Genomic DNA, 19,761 nt, shown 5'->3' with positions numbered 1-19,761 from the left:
CATGGAGCGCGGACATGAGGACCGGAGCGGGGCGGCGACAGCGTCCCTGCTGCTCGACGACCAGCTGTGCTTCGCGCTGTACGCGGCGCAGCGGGCGGTCACGGCCGCCTACCGGCCGCTGCTCGCCGAGCTCGGCCTGACCTATCCGCAGTACCTCACGATGCTGGTGCTGTGGGAGCGCGGCGAGATCCCGGTCAAGGAGCTGGGCTCGGCGCTGCGGCTCGACTACGGCACGGTCTCGCCGCTGCTCAAGCGGCTGGAGGCGGCGGGCCTGGTGCGGCGGGAGCGCTCGGCGGCCGACGAGCGTTCGGTGCGGCTGGTGCTCACGGACGAGGGGGAGGCGCTGCGGGAGCGGGCCGGGAAGGTGCCCGAGCAGCTGCTGGTGAGCACCGGTCTGGAGGGGCCGGAGATCGTCCGGCTCCGCGCCGACCTGCACCGGCTTGCGGAGACGGCCGCGAAGGCCGCACCGGAGTAGGCCGCACCGGGGCAGAAAGTACCTACCCCGGAGTAACAAAGCCGTCCGGCCTCCGATACATTGTGCGCGATGTAAATTCCGTTATTCCGCGAAGAAACCACGCGCCGGGCCACGCGATGCGGATCCACCGGCGCACGCACCTCGGGGACGCAGCATGAGCGAACAGGCCGTCGGTACCAACGACTCGGTGGACACCCGCCCGACCAAGATCATGTACATGGCGGAAGCCACCGCCCACGGCGGCCGCGACGGCTATGTGACCAGTCACGACGGGCAGATCGAGCTACGCGTGGCCATGCCGCCCGCGCTCGGCGGCGACGGCCGCGGCACCAACCCGGAACAGCTCTTCGCCGCCGGCTACAGCGCCTGCTTCCACAACGCCCTGGTGCTCGTCGGCCGCCGCGCCGGCCTCGACCTCAGCGGCTCGACCGTCGCCGCCAAGGTCGGCATCGGCCCCAACGAGGCGCGCGGTTACGGCCTCGCGGTCGCCCTCAACGTCTCGCTGCCGCTCGTCGACCAGGACCTCGCCTCGCGGCTCGTGGGCGCCGCCCACCAGGTCTGCCCGTACTCCAACGCCACCCGCGACAACATCGACGTCTCCATCGTGCTCAGCTGACCGCCCCCGGGCCGCCCCGGGCGCTCGGTGGTCTGCACCACGTTGCACCATGGGGGGATGGATCGCAGCGAAGGAGCAGACGTGGTGGACGTCCGGGGCACGGTGGCGGACGGCTTCGAGGCGGTCGCGGACGCCTTCGCGCGGAACTTCGAACAGCGGGGCGAGCGCGGTGCGGCCGTCGCCGTCTACCGCGACGGGCGCAAGGTCGTCGACCTGTGGGCCGGCGCCCGGGACGTCGACGGGCACGAACCGTGGGTGCTCGACACCGCGCAGGTCGTCCGCTCGGTCACCAAGGGCGTCGCCGCGGCCGTCGTCCTGCTGCTCCACCAGCGCGGCCAGATCGACCTGGACGCCCCGGTCGGCACGTACTGGCCCGAGTTCAAGGCGGCCGGCAAGGAACGGGTCCTCGTACGCCACCTGCTCTCCCACCGCGCCGGACTGCCGGTGCTGGACCGGCCGCTCACCCCGGCCCGGGCGCAGGACGGTGTCAGCGGACCGGCCGCGCTGGCCGCGCAGGCGCCCGCGTGGGAGCCCGGCGCCGAACACGGCTACCACGCGCAGACCTACAGCTGGCTCATCGGCGAACTGGTGCGCCGCGTCACCGGACGCACCCTGGGCCGCTGGGTCGCGGAGGGGATCGCCCGCCCCCTCGGCCTCGACCTGTGGATCGGGCTGCCCGCGGAGGAGGCCCACCGGGTGGGGCGGCTCGGGCCGATCGCGGAGCCGCCGACCGCCGAGGGCGGCGGGCTCAAGCTGCGGCCCAAGCGCGCCGTGGTCGAGGCGTACCGCGACCCCGGTTCGTTGACCCGCCGCGCCTTCGAGGCCATCGACCCGCTGCCCGACGAGAACGACCCGGCCTACCGGGCCGCCGAACTCCCCGCGTCCGGCGGGATATCCACGGCCCGCGCGCTCGCCCGCTTCTACGCCGCGACCCTGGGCGCCGTCGACGGCGGACCCCGGCTCTTCGCCCCGGCCACGCTCACCCTCGCCCGCACGGAGGAGTCCGCCGGATCCGACCGGGTCCTGGTCGTGCCCACCCGCTTCGGACTCGGCTACATGCTGCACGGCCCCGCGTCGCCGCTGCTCGGCCCCGGCTCCTTCGGCCACCCCGGCCGCGGCGGCTCCCTCGGCTTCGCCGACCCCGAGTCGGGCATCGCGCTCGGCTACACGACGAACGGGATGCGCAAGGGCGTTACCGCCGATCCCCGTGCCCAGGCGCTGATCCGGGCGGTACGTTCGGCCCTATGACACGTTTCGAGGGCTGCGGCGCACTGGTCACGGGCGGGGCCCCGGGCATCGGCACCTGCGCCGTTGCCGTCCTGGCAGGCCACGAGGTCAGGCGGGTGCGTCCACGCTGAGCCCGGCGTCCCGCGCCGCGTCGGCCAGGCGCTTGTCGTAGGTGACGAACGATGTGAGCCGGGTCCGTACGCGCAAGGCTGTTGCCAGGTGAATGGCGTCCAGGCTGCGCACCGTGGCCGGTTTCACGGTCTGAGCCAGAATGCGGACGCCGGCGTCCGCGTCGATCAGGTCGATCAGGTCCAGAACGGGATGCAGGCGTGCTACGGCCTGTGGGGCATGGCGTGCCAGGGCACGTGATGTCTCGATCTCCACCAGGACCGAACTCGTCCAGCCGATGTCGGCGGTGAACTCGGTCGGTCCTGTGCGTACGGGGACGTCGAGGCCGAGCTCGCGCAGGGCCTCGGCGAAGCGGGGGTGCGCGCCGGCGGTGTCGTGAGTGCTCATGCCTCGCACGCCAGCGGGGCCGTGCGGCCATGAGCACTCATTTACCCCAAAGGGTCAGCGTGCGTTCAGCACCTGTGCGACCGTCTCGCCCGCCGCGTCGCCGCCGTGCCCGCCGGACTGCACGACCGCCGCCGCGGCCAGGTCGTCGGCGTACCCGGTGAACCAGCTGTTGGAGTCGCCCTGGCCGTCCACCTCGGCCGAGCCGGTCTTCGCGCCCTTGTTTCCGCCGACCGAGGCCATGGCCCCGACGGCGGTGCCTTTGCCGACCGTGGCGGCGTGCATCATCTGCCGCAGGGAGGCGGCGATGCCGTCGGGCAGCCGCGTGGCTTGGGCCAGTTCACGGTTGTCCAGGCTCTCCGGAACGATGATCGGCTGCTTGAACGCACCGTTCTTCGCCGTCGCCGCGATGGACGCCACATTGAGCGCGTTCATCTGGACCCGTCCCTGGCCGATGTACGACGCGGCGGTCTCGGAGCCCGTGGACTCCGGCACCTTCCCGTCGACGGTTATGACCCCGGACTGCCAGTTGAGACCTATGCCGAAGTACTTGCGGGCGGTCTCGCCGAGCGCGGTGCCCGCGACGCCCTTGTCGCTGAGCGGTTTGACCGGCTTGATGAAGGTGGTGTTGCAGGAGCGTGCGAAGGCCTCCTGGAACGTCGCACCGGGGATCGAGAAGTCGTCGAGGTTGTGGAAGATGCGCTCCCAGGGGACCGTCGACGGGCACTCGACCGGCGAGTTCGGCCCGTTCACCAGGCCCCTGTCCATCATCATCGCCGCCGTGACGATCTTCATCGTCGAGCCGGGCGCCTGGGCGCCCTGCAGCGCCGGGTTGAACTCGCCGGTCTTGGTGTTGGCGACCGCCTTGATCTCACCCGTGCTGGGCTGGATCGCCACGACGGACGCCGCGGAGTAGTTCTTCACGGCCTTCTCCGCGGCGGCCTGGACACCCGCGTCGAGGGTCGTGCGCAGCGTGCCCGCCTTGCCCTCGCTCAGCGTGAGCAGCGTCCGGTCCGGCACGCCCTCCGACGCGGAGGTGATCGCCAGCTCGATGCCCGGCGTGCCGCCCACGTCGCTGCCGTACCTCTTGCGCAGCTGGTCCAGGACCGGCCCGAGCGAGGGGTACTTCTCCCGCGTCAGCTCGACACCGTCGTCGTCCACCGCCTTGATCTGCGGGGCCGACGCCTCCGACGTCACCAGCGACGTGCCCTCCGTGAGCTCCGGGTGGATCACGGACGGCTGCCAGTCCACCAGCGCCTTCCCGGTCGTCACCCCCCGGACCACGGTCAGTGAGGAGGCGTACGACCAGGGGCTGTTCTTCCCCTGGTAGCTCACCGTCCCCTTGACCGTGAACGGCACGTTCGCGCTCATCGCCGGACCGGGCTCGATGACCGCGCCGGTGACGTGGGCCTTCTTGCTGAAGCCGGTCAGCAGCGGTTCGGCCTCGGCCCGGTTGTTCGTCAACTGCGCCGCTTCGAGGCCCCTGCCCTCCGCCCAGGCGGTCAGGAAGGCCGTCGCGGTCTGCTCGATCTCGTCCGCGCTCGGCGGTCCGGTTCTCTTCTCCGTCGACTCCGACTTGGTGCTGGAACCGCTCCCACCGGAACCGGTCAGCCCGTTGTACAGGTTGTAGCCCCCGTATCCGACGCCGGTCGCGACGACCGCGAAGACGCCGCCGACGATGGCGACCTTTGCTCCACTGCGCATGAACGCAGCCCCCTCCCCAGAGTTGCATGCCGCTGAACACGTTCAAAGGCATGAGTCGGTCCAAACTTTACGTGACAGGAGTGTCAGAGTCTGCGGTCGTTATCGGACCGGGATTCGGCCGAACCGGGCCGGCGCCACAGGCGTCCCAGCACGCATGGGAACCCTCTCCTACTGGATACGCCAGCTGCTCAGCTTCGTGCTGCTCGAACTGCGCTGCTGCGCCTTCGCCATGGCCCTGATCGGCGGCATCGCCGTCTCCGCCGCCTTGCCGCAGCTCCCGATCGCCCGCTACGACCTGCTGCTGGTCTACGGCGTCGGACTCGCGGTGCTCGCGCGGAAGGCCGGCTGGGACAGCGCCCGCGACACCGCGGTGATCGCCGCGTGCCATCTGATCGGACTGCTCTTCGAGCTGGTCAAGGTGCGGCTGGGCTCGTGGAGTTACCCGGAGGAGGCGGTGACCAAGATCGCGGGGGTCCCGCTGTACGGCGGCTTCCTCTACGCGGCCGTCGGCAGTTACCTCTGCCGCGCCTGGCACCTGTTCCAGCTGCGCCTGGACGGCTACCGGCCCGGGGCCATGGCGGTCCTGGCCGGCGCCGTCTATCTGAACTTCTTCACCCACCACTGGCTGCCGGACGCCCGCTGGATACTGGCGGCGCTGCTGCTCTGCGCGACCGCGGGCACCTGGGTGCGGTTCAGGGTGGGGGAGCAGGACCACCGGATGCCGCTCGCCCTGTCCTTCGTGCTGATCGGGTTCTTCCTGTGGATCGCGGAGAACGTCTCCACCTATGTGGGCGCCTGGAGCTACCCGGACCAACTGGGCGGCTGGCAGCCGGTGTCGGTGGCCAAGTTCGGCGCGTGGGCGCTGCTGATCACGGTCACCTTCGTGATGGTGGCCAGGTCCCGCCCCGGCCACCTGCCACGAAGCGTGTAGCGGTACAGGCCCGCGCTCACTGCCCGCGCGGCTGGCTGAAGCGCAGCATGTTGCCGGAGGGGTCGCGGAAGGCGCAGTCGCGGACGCCGTACGGCTGGTCGACCGGCTCCTGCAGCACCTCGCCACCCGCCGCGCGGATGCGCTCGAAGGTGGCGTCGCAGTCCTCGGTGTCGAAGATGACGCCGCGCAGCAGGCCCTTCGCCATGAGCTCCGCCATGGCCTGCCGGTCGGCCTGCGAGGCGTTCGGGTCGGCCACGGGCGGCTCCAGGACGATGTTCACGTCCGGCTGCGAGGGCGACCCGACGGTCACCCAGCGCATCCCCTCGAACCCGACGTCGTTGCGCACCTCCAGGCCCAGTACGTCCCGGTAGAAGGCGAGTGCCTTGTCGTGGTCGTCGACGGCGATGAAGCACTGTGCAAGCTTGATGTCCATGCGTTTCACGCTACGGGTGGGGGGCCGGTCCCGCTTCTCCGTTTCTGACCGGTCGCGTGTGGATCTTCGCGATGCAGGCCGGGACGGCGGCGCCGCTCTCGTGGTCGCGGGCCCGGTACGAGCTCGGGCTCTCGCCGACCAGCTCGGTGAACCGCGAGCTGAACGACCCCAGCGACGTACAGCCGACCGCGAAGCAGACGTCCGTCACCGACATGTCGCCCCGCCGCAGCAGCGCCTTGGCCCGCTCGATCCGGCGCGTCATCAGATAGCTGTACGGCGTCTCCCCGAACGCGGCGCGGAAGCTGCGGGAGAAATGGCCCGGCGACATGAGCGCGAAGCGCGCCAGCGCCGCGACGTCGAGCGGCTTCATGTAGTCGCGGTCCATCAGGTCACGGGCCCGGCGCAGCCGGACCAGGTCTTCCAACGTCACCCGACCACCATCCCACAGCGCCGCCCCCCGCCGCCCGGCCCGGCTAGACCCAGGTGTCCAGCCACATGCGGCCCCGCCACTCGTCGACCGGGATCGGGGTGCCCGTGTAGATGGGCCAGAAATAGATGAAGTTCCAGATGATCAGCAGCACCAGCACGCCCGCGCCGATCGCGCCGATCGCGCGGCGGCGTTCGTCGGAGCCGGGTGGGCCCAGGATCGCGCCGATCATCATGGACACCGCCAGACACAGGAACGGGACGAACACGACCGCGTAGAAGAGGAAGATCGTGCGCTCCTGGTAGTGCAGCCACGGCAGCCAGCCGGCCAGGATCGCGCACAGGATCGCGCCCGCCCGCCAGTCGCGGCGGAAGAGCCAGCGCCAGGCGATGTAGCAGATCGCGAAGCAGGCGGCCCACCACAGGAGCGGGGTGCCGAGGGCCAGGACCTCGGAGGCGCACTTGTCGACCGCGTCCGTCGGGCAGCCGTCGTCGCCGGGCTTCGGGTCCTCGTAGTAGTACGAGACGGGGCGGCCCAGGACCAGCCAGCTCCAGGCGTTCGACTCGTAGGTGTGGCCGGAGGTGAGGCCCACATGGAAGTCGAACACCTGGTTCTCGTAGTGCCAGAAGCTGCGCCACCAGTCGGGGAAGAGCCAGCTCCAGCTGCTGTCCTTGCCCGCACCGGTGGACGCCCAGTCCCGGTAGTAGCCCTTGTCCGTGACCAGCCAGCCGGTCCACGAGGCCATGTACGTCACGAAGGCGACCGGGACGGTGGAGACGAACGCCGGGACGAGGTCCTTCTTCAGGACGGCCAGGTACGGGCTGACCGCGCCCGCCGTGCGGCGCGAGCCCACGTCCCACAGCACGGTCATCAGACCGAACGCCGCCAGGATGAACAGGCCGTTCCACTTGGTGCCGGCCGCCAGCCCCAGCATCACGCCGGCCGTCAGCCGCCACGGCCGCCAGCCGAGGCGCAGCGTCTCCGCGATCCGCGCGTCCGGCCGCAGCGTGCCGTCCTCCGCCACGGGCAGCGCCGCCGCGAGCCGGGACCGGGCCCGGTCACGGTCGATGATCAGCGCTCCGAAGGCCGCCAGCACGAAGAACATCAGCACCAGGTCGAGCAGCGCGGTGCGGCTCATCACGAAGTGCAGACCGTCCACCGCCAGCAGCAGCCCCGCGAGACAGCCCAGGAACGTCGAGCGGAACAGCCGCCGACCGATCCGGCAGAGCATCAGCACGGACAGCGTGCCGAGCACCGCGACCATGAACCGCCAGCCGAAGGGGGTGAAGTCGAACAGCCACTCGCCGAGGCCGATCACCCACTTTCCGACCGGCGGATGCACCACATACCCGGGATCGGTGGGGACCGCGACGGCCGACGGGTCGGCGAGGATCGACTTGTCGACGTCCTTCGGCCAGCTCCCCTCGTACCCCTGGTTGATCAGCGCCCAGGCGTCCTTGGCGTAGTACGTCTCGTCGAATATCACCGCGTGGGGCCGGCCCAGGTTCCAGAACCGCAGCACCCCCGCGACCAGCGCGACCAGCAGCGGACCGCCCCACGCGGCGACGCGCAGCAGCGGCCCGGCGGCCTGCGGCGGGATGCCGAACACCTGCCACACCTGCCGGGACGGCCGGGTGTACGGCGGCACCAGGCGGTCCCGCAGCCCGATCACTGGCCGGGGCGTGTAGCCGAAGCGGCGCAGCCGGTGCTCCCAGCCGGGCGGCTGCTGGTCGGCGTCGTCCTTGCCCCGCAGGGGCTGTGGCGCGGTACTGGTCACCGCGCCATCGTAAGGAACACGGCTGTGCGATCGGTGCTCCGCGTCCTGGGAGGATGGCGTGTGTGACTGGAACGCTGGTACTCGCAGGGACGCCCATCGGCGACGTGGCGGACGCGCCGCCCCGGCTCGCCGCCGAACTCGAGGGCGCCGACGTCGTCGCCGCCGAGGACACCCGGCGGCTGCGCCGGCTCACCCAGGCGCTGGGGGTGCACACCAAGGGAAGGGTCGTCTCCTACTTCGAGGGCAACGAGGCCGCCCGCACTCCGGAGCTGGTGGAGGCGCTCACGGGCGGTGCCCGGGTGCTGCTGGTGACCGACGCGGGCATGCCGTCCGTGTCCGACCCCGGCTACCGGCTGGTCGCCGCGGCCGTGGAGCAGGACATCAAGGTCACCGCGGTGCCCGGCCCGTCCGCCGTGCTGACCGCGCTCGCCCTGTCCGGGCTGCCCGTGGACCGCTTCTGCTTCGAGGGCTTCCTGCCGCGCAAGGCGGGCGAGCGGCTCGGCAGGCTCCGCGAGGTCGAGCGCGAGCGCCGCACCCTGGTCTACTTCGAGGCCCCCCACCGGCTGGACGACGCGCTCGCCGCCATGGCCGAGGTCTTCGGACCGGACCGCAGGGCCGCCGTGTGCCGGGAGCTGACCAAGACGTACGAGGAAGTGAAGCGCGGCGGCCTCGGCGAGCTGGCGGCCTGGGCGGCCGAGGGCGTACGCGGCGAGATCACGGTCGTGGTCGAGGGCGCGCCGGAGACCGGGCCCGACGAGCTGGACGCCGAGGAGCTGGTGCGCCGGGTGCGGGTACGCGAGGAGGCGGGGGAGCGGCGCAAGGAGGCCATCGCGGCCGTCGCCGCCGACGCGGGGCTGCCCAAACGCGAGGTGTTCGACGCGGTCGTGGCGGCGAAGAACGCGGCTCGCCCGTCGTCCGGCGAGGGTAAAGGTCTATCGTAAAAGGCAAAGCGCAGACCGTGTCCTGCCCTCTTACGTATGGAAAGACCAAAGACCGCACAATCAATCGACAGGCGCTGATGCGCTCCCGCCCGAAAAGGCGTCCACTGGACCCAGGTGGAGAGGAGCTGGCATGAGTGAGACCACAGGCACCGCCAAGGTCCATGAGGCGTATTCCTTTGCCTGCATGCGCTGCGGGCACGGGTGGGAGCAGTCCTACGAGATCGAGCACCACACCGACCCGGCGGGCGGTGACTTCGTCGTGTACAAGGCGGACGGGAAGCGTGTTCCGTCCCCCCTGTCCAGCCCGACCTGCGCCAACTGCGGCGGGCACGTCCTGCGGATCATGCGGGCGGGACGCGTCTCCACGGTGCGGACGCTGATGGGGCTGGGCGACGACGACTCGCCCGTGTCGGCGGTCTCCCCGGCGGGTCCGCTGGTTCCGGTGGGGCATCCCGCGGGCGGACCGGCAGCCGACAGGCCGACCGCCGACGGATCGACCATGGACCGCGAGGCCGAGGCCGAGGCCGAAGCGGAGGGGGCGGAGGCGGCCGAAGGCGCGCCCGAGGACCGTCACTGGCACCTCTCCGATCTGCTGCACCCCTTCCACCACCGCAAATGAGCCACCGGGCGCGACTTCCGTAGGATCGCGCCCATGAGTTCGAAATCCGCCCCGCCGCCGCTGCCCGAACCGCTCGGTGTCGCGGTCGCCGATTCGCACACCCACCTGGACATGCAGGAAGGCACCGTCGAGGAGGCCCTGGCCAGGGCCGCAGCGGTCGGTGTGGAGACCGTCGTCCAGGTGGGCTGCGACATCAAGGGCTCCCGCTGGGCGGCGGAGACCGCCGCCGCGCACCGGGGCGTGCACGCCGCGGTCGCCCTGCACCCCAACGAGGCGCCGCGCATCGTGCTCGGGGACCCGGACGGCTGGTCGCGGCAGGGGGCCAGGGATGCGGGCGGGGACGCCGCGCTCGACGACGCGCTGGCCGAGATCGACCGGCTCGCCGCGCTCGACGAGGTCAAGGCCGTCGGCGAGACCGGCCTTGATCATTTCCGCACCGGGCCCGAGGGAATCGCCGCCCAGGAACGCTCTTTCCGCGCCCATATCGAGATCGCCAAACGCCACGGCAAAGCACTCGTCATCCACGATCGCGACGCACACGCGGATGTACTGCGGATCCTGGCCGAGGAGGGCGCACCGGAGCGCACCGTTTTCCACTGCTATTCCGGCGACGCCGAAATGGCCGAAGTCTGCGCGGCCGCGGGCTACTTCATGTCGTTCGCGGGAAACGTGACCTTCAAGAACGCCCAACCGCTGCGCGACGCCCTCGCGGTGGCGCCCGCGGAACTCGTACTCGTCGAGACGGACGCGCCGTTCCTCACCCCGGCGCCGTACCGCGGACGGCCCAACGCCCCGTATCTGCTCCCGGTCACGCTCCGCGCCATGGCGGCGGTCAAGGGGATGGACGAGGACGCCCTGGCCGGGGCGATCGCGGCCAATACCGCGCGCGCATTCGGCTACTGACCGGATCGGGGCGGGTTCCGGCCCCGGTGACGCCTGGTGTCCGCGTCGCTTTGGAGAGTGACGATCCCTCCGCTACTGTCCGTTGCCACCGTGGCTGACCAGACCTTACGGAGCGTCGTTGAGCGTGAGTCATTCGCAGGGCAGTCACCGCGCGGTGCGCGGCGCGCGGCGCGCGGGCACGAAACCCGCCGACGCCGCCGCGCCGGCCGCACCGCCGTACGACTGGCCGGTCCCGCAGCCCACCGTCATCGCCGCCCGGCTCGCGGCGGCCTACGCGCCCACCCTGCCGTACCTGGACCTCCGCGGCGACGGCGCCGACACCGCCGGGGCGCGCCGCCGCCGGCACGCCGTGGCGCAGGCGCCGACCGTGCCGTACCTGGAGTTCACGGAGACCGTCCGCGCCCGGCTCCCGTGGCAGTGGTCACCGGCGGGCGGGACCCGCCGGCGGGACGGAGGCACGGACGACGCGCCCCCGCCCGGAGTGCCCGGCCCCCGGACGGCGCGGCGCGGCGCACGGCGCCGCCGGTCCGCGCAGCGGCCGGAGGCGCTGCGCCGGCTCCTCCCGCGGGCCCTCGTCGTCGCCTTCCTCGCCGGCGGGACGTCCGCCTTCGTCGCCGACGACAAGGACGTCCGTCTCACCGTCGACGGAGTCCCGCGGACCACCCACACCTTCGCCGACGACGTACGCGAACTCCTCGCAGAAGAGGGTTTGGAGCTGGGCCCGCACGACGTCGTCGCCCCCGGCCCCGACGCGGCGCTCGACAGCGGCGACGAGATCACCGTCCGCCACGGCAGGCCCCTCACCCTCACGCTCGACGGCCGCCGGGTCCAGGTCTGGACGACGGCCGGCACCGTGGCGGGCGCGCTGCGCGAACTCGGCGTGCGCGTCCAGGGCGCGTACCTCTCCGTGCCCCGCTCCACCCCGATCCCGCGCACCGGCCTCGTCCTGGACGTCCGCACCGAGCGGGCCGTGACCTTCATGGCCGACGGACGCGAACGCACCATCCGCACCAACGCCGCCACCGTGGGCCAGGCGCTCACCGAGGCGGGGATCGTGCTGCGCGGCCGGGACACCACGTCCGTGGCCGCCACCGGCTTCCCGCGCGACGGCCAGAGCGTCACGGTCATGCGGATCACCGACGGGCGGAAGGTGCGGGACGAGCCGATCCCCTTCGCCGTCGTCAGAACCCCGGACCCCGAGCTGTTCCGGGGCACCGAGGTCGTCGACCGGCAGGGCGAGCCGGGCGTGCGCCGGGTCACCTACGCCCTGCGGACGGTCAACGGAGTACGCCAGAAGCCGCGGCGGATCGACGCGGACGTCGTCCGCGAACCCGTCACCGAGCGGGTGCGGGTCGGCACCCGGCAGCCGCCGTCCTCCGTACGCGGAGCGGACGGCCTCGACTGGGCCGCGCTCGCCGCCTGCGAGTCGGGCGGCCGGCCCGACGCCGTCGACCCGTCCGGCACCTACGGCGGGCTGTACCAGTTCGACACCGCGACCTGGCGCTCCCTGGGCGGCACCGGCCGCCCGCAGGACGCACCCGCGGAGGAGCAGACGTACCGGGCGAAGAAGCTCTATGTGCAACGGGGGGCGAGTCCGTGGCCGCACTGCGGCCGTAGGCTGTATCGGTGAGCACCACTGATCCCGACGCACTCCTCGGCCCCGCCGACATCCGCGAGCTGGCCGCCGCGCTGGGCGTACGCCCCACCAAGCAGCGCGGCCAGAACTTCGTCATCGACGCCAACACCGTCCGCCGGATCGTCCGCACGGCCGAGGTGAAGCCCGACGACGTCGTCGTCGAGATCGGGCCGGGACTCGGCTCGCTGACCCTCGGACTGCTGGAGGCGGCCGACCGGGTCGTCGCCGTCGAGATCGACGACGTGCTCGCCGGCGCGCTGCCGGCGACGGTCGCGGCGCGTCTGCCCGAACGGGCCCCGCGCTTCTCGCTGGTGCACTCGGACGCCATGCACGTGCGGGAGCTGCCCGGACCGCCGCCGACCGCGCTCGTCGCGAACCTGCCGTACAACGTCGCCGTCCCGGTGCTGCTGCACATGCTCGAGCACTTCCCGACGATCGAGCGCACCCTCGTCATGGTCCAGGCCGAGGTCGCCGACCGGCTGGCCGCCCGGCCCGGGAACAAGGTGTACGGCGTGCCGTCCGTGAAGGCCAACTGGTACACCGACGTCAAGCGGGCCGGCTCCATCGGCCGCAACGTCTTCTGGCCCGCGCCGAACGTGGACTCCGGGCTGGTGTCCCTGGTGCGCCGGACCTCCCCGGTGGCCACGACCGCGACCAGGGCCGAGGTCTTCGCCGTCGTCGACGCGGCCTTCGCGCAGCGGCGCAAGACCCTGCGGGCCGCGCTCGCCGGATGGGCCGGTTCGCCGGCCGCGGCGGAGGCGGCGCTCGTCGCGGCCGGCGTGTCGCCGCAGGCGCGGGGCGAGGCCCTGACGGTGGAGGAGTTCGCACGGATCGCGGAGGCGAAGCAGTGAGCGTCACGGTACGGGTGCCGGCCAAGGTCAACGTCCAGCTCGCGGTCGGCGGGGCCCGTCCCGACGGCTTCCACGACCTGGCCAACGTCTTCCTGGCGGTCGGGCTCCACGACGAGGTGACGGTACGTCCCGCCCCGTCGCTGACGATCACCTGCGACGGGCCAGACGCGGACCAGGTGCCCCTGGACCGTACGAACCTGGCCGCCCGCGCCGCCGAACTGCTCGCGGCCCGGCACGGCATCGCGCCCGACGTCCACATCCACATCGCCAAGGACATCCCGGTCGCCGGCGGCATGGCCGGCGGCAGCGCGGACGGCGCGGGCGCGCTGCTCGCGTGCGACATGTTGTGGGGGCTCGGGTCGACGCGGGACGAACTGCTCTCCATCTGCGCGCAGTTGGGGTCCGACGTGCCGTTCAGCCTGGTCGGCGGGGCGGCCCTCGGCACCGGGCGCGGTGAGCGGCTGACCGAGCTCGAGGTCGGCGGCGGCTTCTCCTGGGTGTTCGCGGTCGCGGACGGCGGGCTCTCCACCCCCGCGGTCTACGGAGAGTTCGACCGGCTGAACGAGGGCGTGGCCGTGCCGGACCCGGTCGCCTCGCCGCGGCTGCTGGACGCGCTGCGCACGGGCGACGTCCTCGCGCTGGCGGACACCGTCTCCAACGACCTCCAGCCGGCGGCCCTTTCCCTGCGCCCGTCCCTCGCGGACACGCTCGCCGTGGGCGCCTCGGCGGGCGCGCTCGCCTCCCTCGTCTCGGGCTCGGGCCCGACGACGGCGTTCCTCACGAAGGACGAGGACGCGGCGGAGGCGGTGGCGTCGGCGCTGATGTCGTCGGGCACGTGCCGGACGGCGAGGGTTGCGGGGGCGCCGGCGGGGGGCGCGCGGCGCGTGTCCTGAACCGGGGGCTCCGCCTCAAACGCCGGCGGGGCCGGGTTGGCCGGTCTCGTCGGGGCTCCGCCCCGAACCCGCGCCTCAAACTCCCCCTACGGCCGCCAGGCCGTAGGGGGAGTTCGAGGCCACTGTGCGGAGCGCGGTACCGGAGCCCGGCCCGCGGCGCCGCAGGCGCCCACGCACCCGCCACCGCCCACGTACTCAGGCCCCGACCTGAGTACGCGCACTCTCCCGCAACCGCCCCACCGCCCGGCACCGTACCCCCATGGGAACAACCGCTCGTGAGCTCGCCGCCGGCACCCCCGGCACCCGGGACCGGTATGTCGACCTGTTGAGGGTCGCCTCGCTCGGGGTCGTCGTCGGCGGGCACTGGCTGATGGCCGCCGTCACCGGCGACGGCGTCGGGAATCTGCTCGCCGTCGTGCCGGGGCTGCAGCCGCTCACCTGGGTGCTGCAGGTGATGCCCGTGTTCTTCTTCGTCGGCGGGTTCTCGCACGCCCTCTCCTACCGGTCCCTGCGCCGGCGGCACCAGGACCGGCCCGTCTACGCCGTCTTTCTGCGCGGCCGGCTGCAGCGGCTGCTGCGGCCCACGATGGCGTTCGTCCTCGTCTGGGGCGCCGCCGCGCTCGTCGTGCAGTTGTTCGGCGGGGGCGGCGGGATGACGGGCGTCGCGCTGCGGCTGGTGGCGCAGCCGCTGTGGTTCATCGGGATCTATCTGGCGATGGTGGCGTTCACGCCGCCGCTGCTGAGGCTGCACGAGCGCTTCGGCTGGGGCGCCTTCGGCGGGCTCGTCGCGGCGGCCGCGGCCGTGGACGTACTGCGGTTCGCCGCCGGCGTTCCCTTCGTCGAGTTCCTGAACTTCGCCTTCGTCTGGCTCGCCGTGCACCAGCTGGGCTTCCTGCGTGCCGACGGACGCATCCGGATGCCCGCCGCTCTCGCGGTGACCGGTCTGGCCGGGGCCGCCGCGCTGGTCGCCGTCGGGCCGTATCCGCTGTCCATGGTCGGGATGCCGGGCGAGAAGGTCTCGAACATGGCTCCGCCGACGCTCGCGCTGCTGTTCCACGGGCTGTGGCTGGTCGGCGCGGTGGAGCTGCTGAAGGGCCCGGGTACGCGGTTCGTGGGGCGGGCCCGGGTGTGGCGGGGTGTCGTGGCCGCCAACGGGATCGCCATGACCGCGTTCCTGTGGCACCTCACGGCGATGCTGGGCGTCTACGGGGTGATGATCGCCGCCGGCGTCGAGCTGCCGGAGCCGGCGACGGCGGCCTGGTGGGTGCAGGTGCCGCTGCGTGTGGCCGCGGCGGCCGGGGTGACGGCGCTGCTCGTCGCCGCGTTCCGGTGGTTCGAACGCCCCGCGCGCCGGAGCGCAGCCCCGGTGCCCGGCACCGGGCCGGTCGCCGCCGTGGGGATCGCGCTCTGTCTGTTCGGCATCCTCGGGCTGTCCATGGTCGGCTTCGGCGGGCTGCTGGAAGGCAGGACGGCGATGCTGGTCGCCGTGCACGTCAGCGCGCCCGCCGCGGTGGCCATGGCGCTCGGCGGCTGGCTGCTGGTGGAACGCGCCGGACGGGGCAGCCGTACCTGACAAGTAGGCTGGGAGGTCGATCGTTCCCCCTGTCAGGAGAGAAATGGCCGTCAACCTGGTCAATGTCGAGGCAGTCAGCAAGGTGTACGGAACACGCGCCCTGCTCGACGGGGTCTCCCTCGGCGTCTCGGAGGGAGACCGTATCGGCGTCGTCGGCCGTAACGGCGACGGGAAGACCACCCTGATCCGGCTGCTCGCCAAGCTGGAGGAGCCCGACACCGGGCGGGTCACGCAGAGCGGCGGGCTGCGGCTCGGTGTGCTCACGCAGCACGACTCGCTCGACCCGGAGGCGACGATCCGGCACGAGGTCATCGGCGACCTCGCGGACCACGAGTGGGCGGGCAACGCCAAGATCCGCGACGTGCTGACGGGGCTGTTCGACGGGCTGGACCTGTCCGGTTTCCCGCAGGGGCTCGACACCGTCATCGGCCCGCTGTCCGGCGGCGAGCGCCGCCGTATCGCGCTGGCGAAGCTGCTGATCGACGAGCAGGACCTGCTCGTCCTCGACGAGCCGACCAACCACCTCGACGTGGAGGGCATCGCCTGGCTGGCGAAGCACCTGCGGACGCGGCGCTCCGCCCTCGTCTGCGTCACCCACGACCGGTGGTTCCTCGACCAGGTCTGCACCCGGATGTGGGACGTGCAGCGCGGCGACGTGTACGAGTACGAGGGCGGCTACTCGGACTACGTCTTCGCCCGCGCCGAGCGCGAGCGCATCGCCGCGACCGAGGAGAGCAAGCGGCAGAATCTGATGCGCAAGGAGCTGGCCTGGCTGCGGCGCGGCGCCCCCGCCCGTACGTCCAAGCCGCGCTACCGCATCGAGGCGGCGAACGAGCTGATCGCCGACGTGCCGCCGCCGCGCGACTCGTCCGAGCTGATGAAGTTCGCCTCCGCCCGGCTCGGCAAGACGGTCTTCGACCTGGAGGACGTGACGGTCCAGGCCGGGCCGAAGGTGCTGCTGAAGCATCTGACCTGGCAGATCGGCCCGGGCGACCGCATCGGTCTGGTCGGCGTCAACGGCGCGGGCAAGACGTCGCTGCTGCGTACGCTCGCCTCCGCGGCCTTCTCGCAGGGCGAGGAGCAGCCGGTGGCGGGCCGGGTCGTCGTCGGCCGGACCGTACGGCTCGCGTACCTCTCGCAGGACGTCACCGAGCTGCCGCCCGCGATGCGGGTGCTGGAGGCGGTCCAGCAGATCCGCGACCGGGTCGATCTCGGCAAGGGCCGGGAGATGACCGCCGGCCAGCTGTGCGAGCAGTTCGGCTTCGGCAAGGAGAAGCAGTGGACGCCGGTCGGCGACCTGTCCGGTGGTGAGCGGCGCCGGCTCCAGCTGCTGCGGCTGCTGATGGACGAGCCGAACGTGCTGTTCCTCGACGAGCCCACCAACGACCTCGACATCGAGACGCTGACGCAGCTCGAGGACGTCCTCGACAGCTGGCCCGGTTCGCTGGTGGTCATCTCGCACGACCGGTTCTTCCTCGAGCGGACCACGGACCGTACGTTCGCGCTGCTGGGCGACGGCACGCTGCGGATGCTGCCGCGCGGCATCGACGAGTACCTGGAGCGCAGGGCGAAGCTGGTCGAGGCCGCCGTGCCCGCGAGCCCGCCGCCCGCCCCGGCCGGGGCGGTCAAGGAGAAGTCGGCGGCCGACTCCCGGGCGGCGAAGAAGGAACTGCAGCGCATCGAGCGGCAGCTCGACAAGGTCTCCGACAAGGAGGCCAAGCTCCATGCGCAAATCGCCGAAAACGCAACGGACTTCGGGAAAGTGGCCAAACTGGACGCGGAGCTCCGTGAACTGGTCGGCGAGCGCGAAGAGTTGGAGATGCGCTGGCTGGAGCTGGCGGAGGACGCCTGACCGAGTGCCTCCCGCCCGGCCGTAGAGAAGCCGTGCAGAGCGCGTAACAACCCCATCACGGGCCGGTCCTCCCTTGGGAACAGGGAAGGGCCGAGCCCGTTCGGCGTGCGTCACCAGTGATACAAAGAAGGCCCGCTCGACTGACGTACAGCAACGGGGTTCATGTCCGATTCACTCCCTCCGGTCGATGCGCTTGCCGGAGGAGCGGGGGAGTTCGTCCGGGCAGCAGACCGTACGAAGGGGGAAGCGCAGATGGGGCAGTCGCCGCCGTCCGTTCCGCCGTGGCCGCAGGGCCGGCGGCAGGGCACTCCCCGGCCGCCCGCACCGCCCGAGGCCGCCCCGCGCGGGCACCCGCACCCGCCGTCTCCGCCGCCGCCAGGCGGGGGCGTTCGCACGCCCGGCGGCGGTGCGGCCAGGCGCGTCCACCGGCCCGAGTCCGACCTGGAAACGCACACCGCGACCGCTCTCGGCAGATGAGCGCGGTCCGGGCCGTCCGGACATCCCCAACTCCCACTCGCATCTCCCACCCCACACGAGGTAGCAGGCCATGACGCAGCCCCCGAACCAGCCCCCGCAGGGAGGCTTCGGAGCCCCACAGGATCCTCAGCAGGGAACTCCGCAGCAGCCCCAGCCGCCCGCCCAGCCGCCGCAGATGCCGCAGGGCCCGCCGCAGACGCCGCCCCCGGCGGCGCCTCCCGGCGCCACGGCACCCGGTTACGGCTACCCCCAGCAGCCCCCGGCGCAGCCCGGTTACGGCTACCCCGCGCAGCCTCCGGGCCAGCCGGGCCCGTACGCCCAGCCGGCAGGGCCGTACGGACAGCCGGCCGGCCCGTACAACCAGCCCGGTCCTTACGGGGGTTACCCGACGCAGCCGCAGTACCCGGGCGCGCCGGCCCCCGGGGGCGGCGGCGCGGGCGGCTTCTTCAAGGGGAAGACGGGGATCATCGTGGCCGCGTCGGCCGTCGCGCTGCTCGTCGTCGGCGGCGGCACCTGGTTCGCCCTGAGCGGTGACGACAAGAAGGACGACAAGCCGAGCGTCAGCAAGTCCAGCGAGGACCCGAAGCCCACCGGCTCCGCCTCCGTCGACCAGGGCGACGGCACCGGCACCGGCCGCGAGGACGACGGCGACCTCAACGCCGGGCGCAAGGACGGCGAGGCCAAGGTCCTCTTCCTGACGAAGAACGACGTCGACCTGCCCCGCAACGGCGCGGAGGTCTTCGGCCCGTGGATCGCCGGTGACACGGTCGTCAAGGCCATGTACCGGGAGGTCGCCGGCTACTCGGTGACCGACGGCACGAAGAAGTGGAGCGTCCCGGTCAAGACCGAGGTGTGCTCCGCGACGGCGGAGCCCTCCGCCGACGGCAAGATCGTCATCGGTGTGATGGACGGCCTCACCGACAAGGCCAAGTGCAACGACATGCAGATGATCGACACGAAGGCGGGCAAGGCCGGCTGGACGAAGTCGATCCCCAAGCCGACCGGCATCTTCGCCGGCCTCGCCGACTACACGCTGTCCATCTCGGGCAACACCCTCGCGATCGGCGGCGGCAGCAACTCGTACGGCTTTGACCTGGCCACCGGCAAGCAGCTGTTCAGCAAGCCCAAGAGCGGCTGCGAGCCGTTCGCCTTCGCGGGCGGGCCGAAGCTGATCGCCGGCGCCCGCTGCGACTCCGACCCGGAGAAGCCCAAGCACCAGATCCAGCAGATCGATCCGGCGACCGGCAAGCCCCAGTGGACGTACAACACGCCGGAGGGCTGGGAGGTCGCCAAGGTCTACTCCGTCAGCCCGCTGGTCGTCTCCATCACCCAGCGTGAGCCGGAGAAGAAGTGGTCGATCATCGCGCTGACCGACAACGGCAAGCTGCGGTCGCAGATCTCGGGCGGCAAGAACGACAAGTTCCAGCCGCGCTGCGGCGGCGCGTTCGTCATCTGGGGCAAGAACCTCCAGGGCTGCACCGGTGTCGCGGCCGACGCGAAGCACTTCTACATGGCCACGGAGACCGACTACGGCAAGGCCAACGAGCTCGTCGCCTTCGACCTCGACACCGGCAAGGAGGCCTGGCGCGCGCCGGCCGGCGGTGAGCGCAAGATGACGCCGCTGCGCATGGAGGGCGGCAAGGTCCTCGTCTACCTGGAGCCGTCGTACGACACGGGCGGCGGCGTGGCCGTCGTCGAGCCGACCGGCGGGGCGCCGAAGACGCTGCTCCAGCACCCGGCCTCGACGGCGCAGATCGAGAACTCCTTCTACTCGCCGCAGATGGCCTTCGCCGACGGGCGGTTCTTCATCGCCAGCGGCCGTGTGAGCGCCAGCAAGGACTCGGAGGAGAAGGAGACGAAGACCATGATGGGCTTCGGCCAGTGACCGACTCCTTCGCCGCCGCAGGAACCAC

The 19,761-nt window shown here is 72.1% G+C and carries 18 protein-coding genes; 13 read left to right on the top strand and 5 right to left on the bottom strand.

Annotation, left to right across the window (positions count from 1 at the left end; translation table 11 throughout):
• Window position 1: 1 nt before the first annotated feature.
• From ACWD01_RS13670 to ACWD01_RS13660, 3 genes are all read left to right on the top strand, one after another.
• Window positions 2-475, top strand: coding sequence for a MarR family winged helix-turn-helix transcriptional regulator (locus ACWD01_RS13670; RefSeq protein ID WP_451161516.1), 474 nt, complete (start codon window positions 2-4; stop codon window positions 473-475).
• A gap of 154 nt (window positions 476-629) precedes the next feature.
• Entirely contained in the window at window positions 630-1,091 is a 462-nt protein-coding gene (locus tag ACWD01_RS13665) for an organic hydroperoxide resistance protein (RefSeq protein WP_451161282.1), read from the top strand.
• Between the two features lie 57 nt (window positions 1,092-1,148).
• Window positions 1,149-2,339: a serine hydrolase domain-containing protein gene (locus tag ACWD01_RS13660; protein ID WP_451161280.1), complete on the top strand. Its 1,191-nt coding sequence runs from the start codon at window positions 1,149-1,151 to the stop codon at window positions 2,337-2,339.
• 87 nt (window positions 2,340-2,426) lie between these two features.
• Here ACWD01_RS13660 and ACWD01_RS13655 read toward each other — a convergent pair whose 3' ends face one another.
• Complete coding sequence (locus ACWD01_RS13655) at window positions 2,427-2,834, bottom strand: PIN domain-containing protein (RefSeq protein WP_451161278.1); 408 nt, start codon at window positions 2,832-2,834, stop codon at window positions 2,427-2,429.
• A gap of 54 nt (window positions 2,835-2,888) precedes the next feature.
• Window positions 2,889-4,535 carry a penicillin-binding transpeptidase domain-containing protein gene (locus ACWD01_RS13650; RefSeq protein ID WP_451161276.1) on the bottom strand — a complete coding sequence of 549 codons (1,647 nt, stop codon included), beginning with the start codon at window positions 4,533-4,535 and terminating at the stop codon, window positions 2,889-2,891.
• Between the two features lie 154 nt (window positions 4,536-4,689).
• On the opposite strand from ACWD01_RS13650, the gene ACWD01_RS13645 reads away from it, so the two are divergent.
• Window positions 4,690-5,466 carry a DUF817 domain-containing protein gene (locus tag ACWD01_RS13645; protein WP_451161274.1) on the top strand — a complete coding sequence of 259 codons (777 nt, stop codon included), beginning with the start codon at window positions 4,690-4,692 and terminating at the stop codon, window positions 5,464-5,466.
• A 16-nt stretch (window positions 5,467-5,482) separates the two neighbouring features.
• Here the strand turns inward: ACWD01_RS13645 and ACWD01_RS13640 are convergent, their stop codons facing one another.
• The 3 genes from ACWD01_RS13640 to ACWD01_RS13630 are packed head-to-tail and all read right to left on the bottom strand — an operon-like array spanning window position 5,483 to window position 8,103.
• Window positions 5,483-5,899 (bottom strand): VOC family protein, encoded by a 417-nt coding sequence (locus ACWD01_RS13640; RefSeq protein ID WP_451161272.1) that lies wholly within the window; start codon window positions 5,897-5,899, stop codon window positions 5,483-5,485.
• A gap of 10 nt (window positions 5,900-5,909) precedes the next feature.
• Window positions 5,910-6,329: a helix-turn-helix transcriptional regulator gene (locus ACWD01_RS13635; protein ID WP_451161270.1), complete on the bottom strand. Its 420-nt coding sequence runs from the start codon at window positions 6,327-6,329 to the stop codon at window positions 5,910-5,912.
• A gap of 43 nt (window positions 6,330-6,372) precedes the next feature.
• Window positions 6,373-8,103 carry a dolichyl-phosphate-mannose--protein mannosyltransferase gene (locus ACWD01_RS13630; RefSeq protein ID WP_451161268.1) on the bottom strand — a complete coding sequence of 577 codons (1,731 nt, stop codon included), beginning with the start codon at window positions 8,101-8,103 and terminating at the stop codon, window positions 6,373-6,375.
• A gap of 62 nt (window positions 8,104-8,165) precedes the next feature.
• Between ACWD01_RS13630 and rsmI the strand changes: the two genes are divergently transcribed.
• From rsmI to ACWD01_RS13585, 9 genes are all read left to right on the top strand, one after another.
• Window positions 8,166-9,044 carry a 16S rRNA (cytidine(1402)-2'-O)-methyltransferase gene (gene rsmI / locus ACWD01_RS13625; protein WP_451161266.1) on the top strand — a complete coding sequence of 293 codons (879 nt, stop codon included), beginning with the start codon at window positions 8,166-8,168 and terminating at the stop codon, window positions 9,042-9,044.
• Between the two features lie 130 nt (window positions 9,045-9,174).
• Window positions 9,175-9,663 carry a hypothetical protein gene (locus tag ACWD01_RS13620; RefSeq protein WP_451161264.1) on the top strand — a complete coding sequence of 163 codons (489 nt, stop codon included), beginning with the start codon at window positions 9,175-9,177 and terminating at the stop codon, window positions 9,661-9,663.
• A gap of 33 nt (window positions 9,664-9,696) precedes the next feature.
• Window positions 9,697-10,566, top strand: a complete 870-nt coding sequence (locus tag ACWD01_RS13615) for a TatD family hydrolase (protein WP_451161262.1) — start codon at window positions 9,697-9,699, stop codon at window positions 10,564-10,566.
• Window positions 10,567-10,690: 124 nt separating this feature from the next.
• Window positions 10,691-12,196, top strand: coding sequence for a ubiquitin-like domain-containing protein (locus tag ACWD01_RS13610; protein WP_451161260.1), 1,506 nt, complete (start codon window positions 10,691-10,693; stop codon window positions 12,194-12,196).
• Window positions 12,193-13,053 carry a 16S rRNA (adenine(1518)-N(6)/adenine(1519)-N(6))-dimethyltransferase RsmA gene (gene rsmA / locus ACWD01_RS13605; protein WP_451161258.1) on the top strand — a complete coding sequence of 287 codons (861 nt, stop codon included), beginning with the start codon at window positions 12,193-12,195 and terminating at the stop codon, window positions 13,051-13,053. The genes ACWD01_RS13610 and rsmA overlap by 4 nt, the downstream gene beginning before the upstream one ends.
• Window positions 13,050-13,946, top strand: a complete 897-nt coding sequence (locus ACWD01_RS13600; RefSeq protein WP_451161256.1) for a 4-(cytidine 5'-diphospho)-2-C-methyl-D-erythritol kinase — start codon at window positions 13,050-13,052, stop codon at window positions 13,944-13,946. Before rsmA ends, ACWD01_RS13600 begins: the two co-directional genes overlap by 4 nt.
• A 259-nt stretch (window positions 13,947-14,205) precedes the next feature.
• The gene (locus ACWD01_RS13595) at window positions 14,206-15,519 is read left to right on the top strand and encodes an acyltransferase family protein (RefSeq protein WP_451161254.1); all 1,314 of its coding nucleotides are present in this window, start codon (window positions 14,206-14,208) and stop codon (window positions 15,517-15,519) included.
• 43 nt (window positions 15,520-15,562) lie between these two features.
• Complete coding sequence (locus ACWD01_RS13590) at window positions 15,563-17,371, top strand: ABC-F family ATP-binding cassette domain-containing protein (protein WP_451161252.1); 1,809 nt, start codon at window positions 15,563-15,565, stop codon at window positions 17,369-17,371.
• A 547-nt stretch (window positions 17,372-17,918) separates the two neighbouring features.
• On the top strand, window positions 17,919-19,733 hold the full coding sequence (locus tag ACWD01_RS13585; RefSeq protein ID WP_451161250.1) for an outer membrane protein assembly factor BamB family protein: 1,815 nt from the start codon (window positions 17,919-17,921) through the stop codon (window positions 19,731-19,733).
• Window positions 19,734-19,761 lie beyond the last annotated feature (28 nt).

The organism is Streptomyces sp. NPDC002835 (genome assembly GCF_053591995.1).
This window is presented reverse-complemented; position numbering and strand designations above follow the sequence as displayed.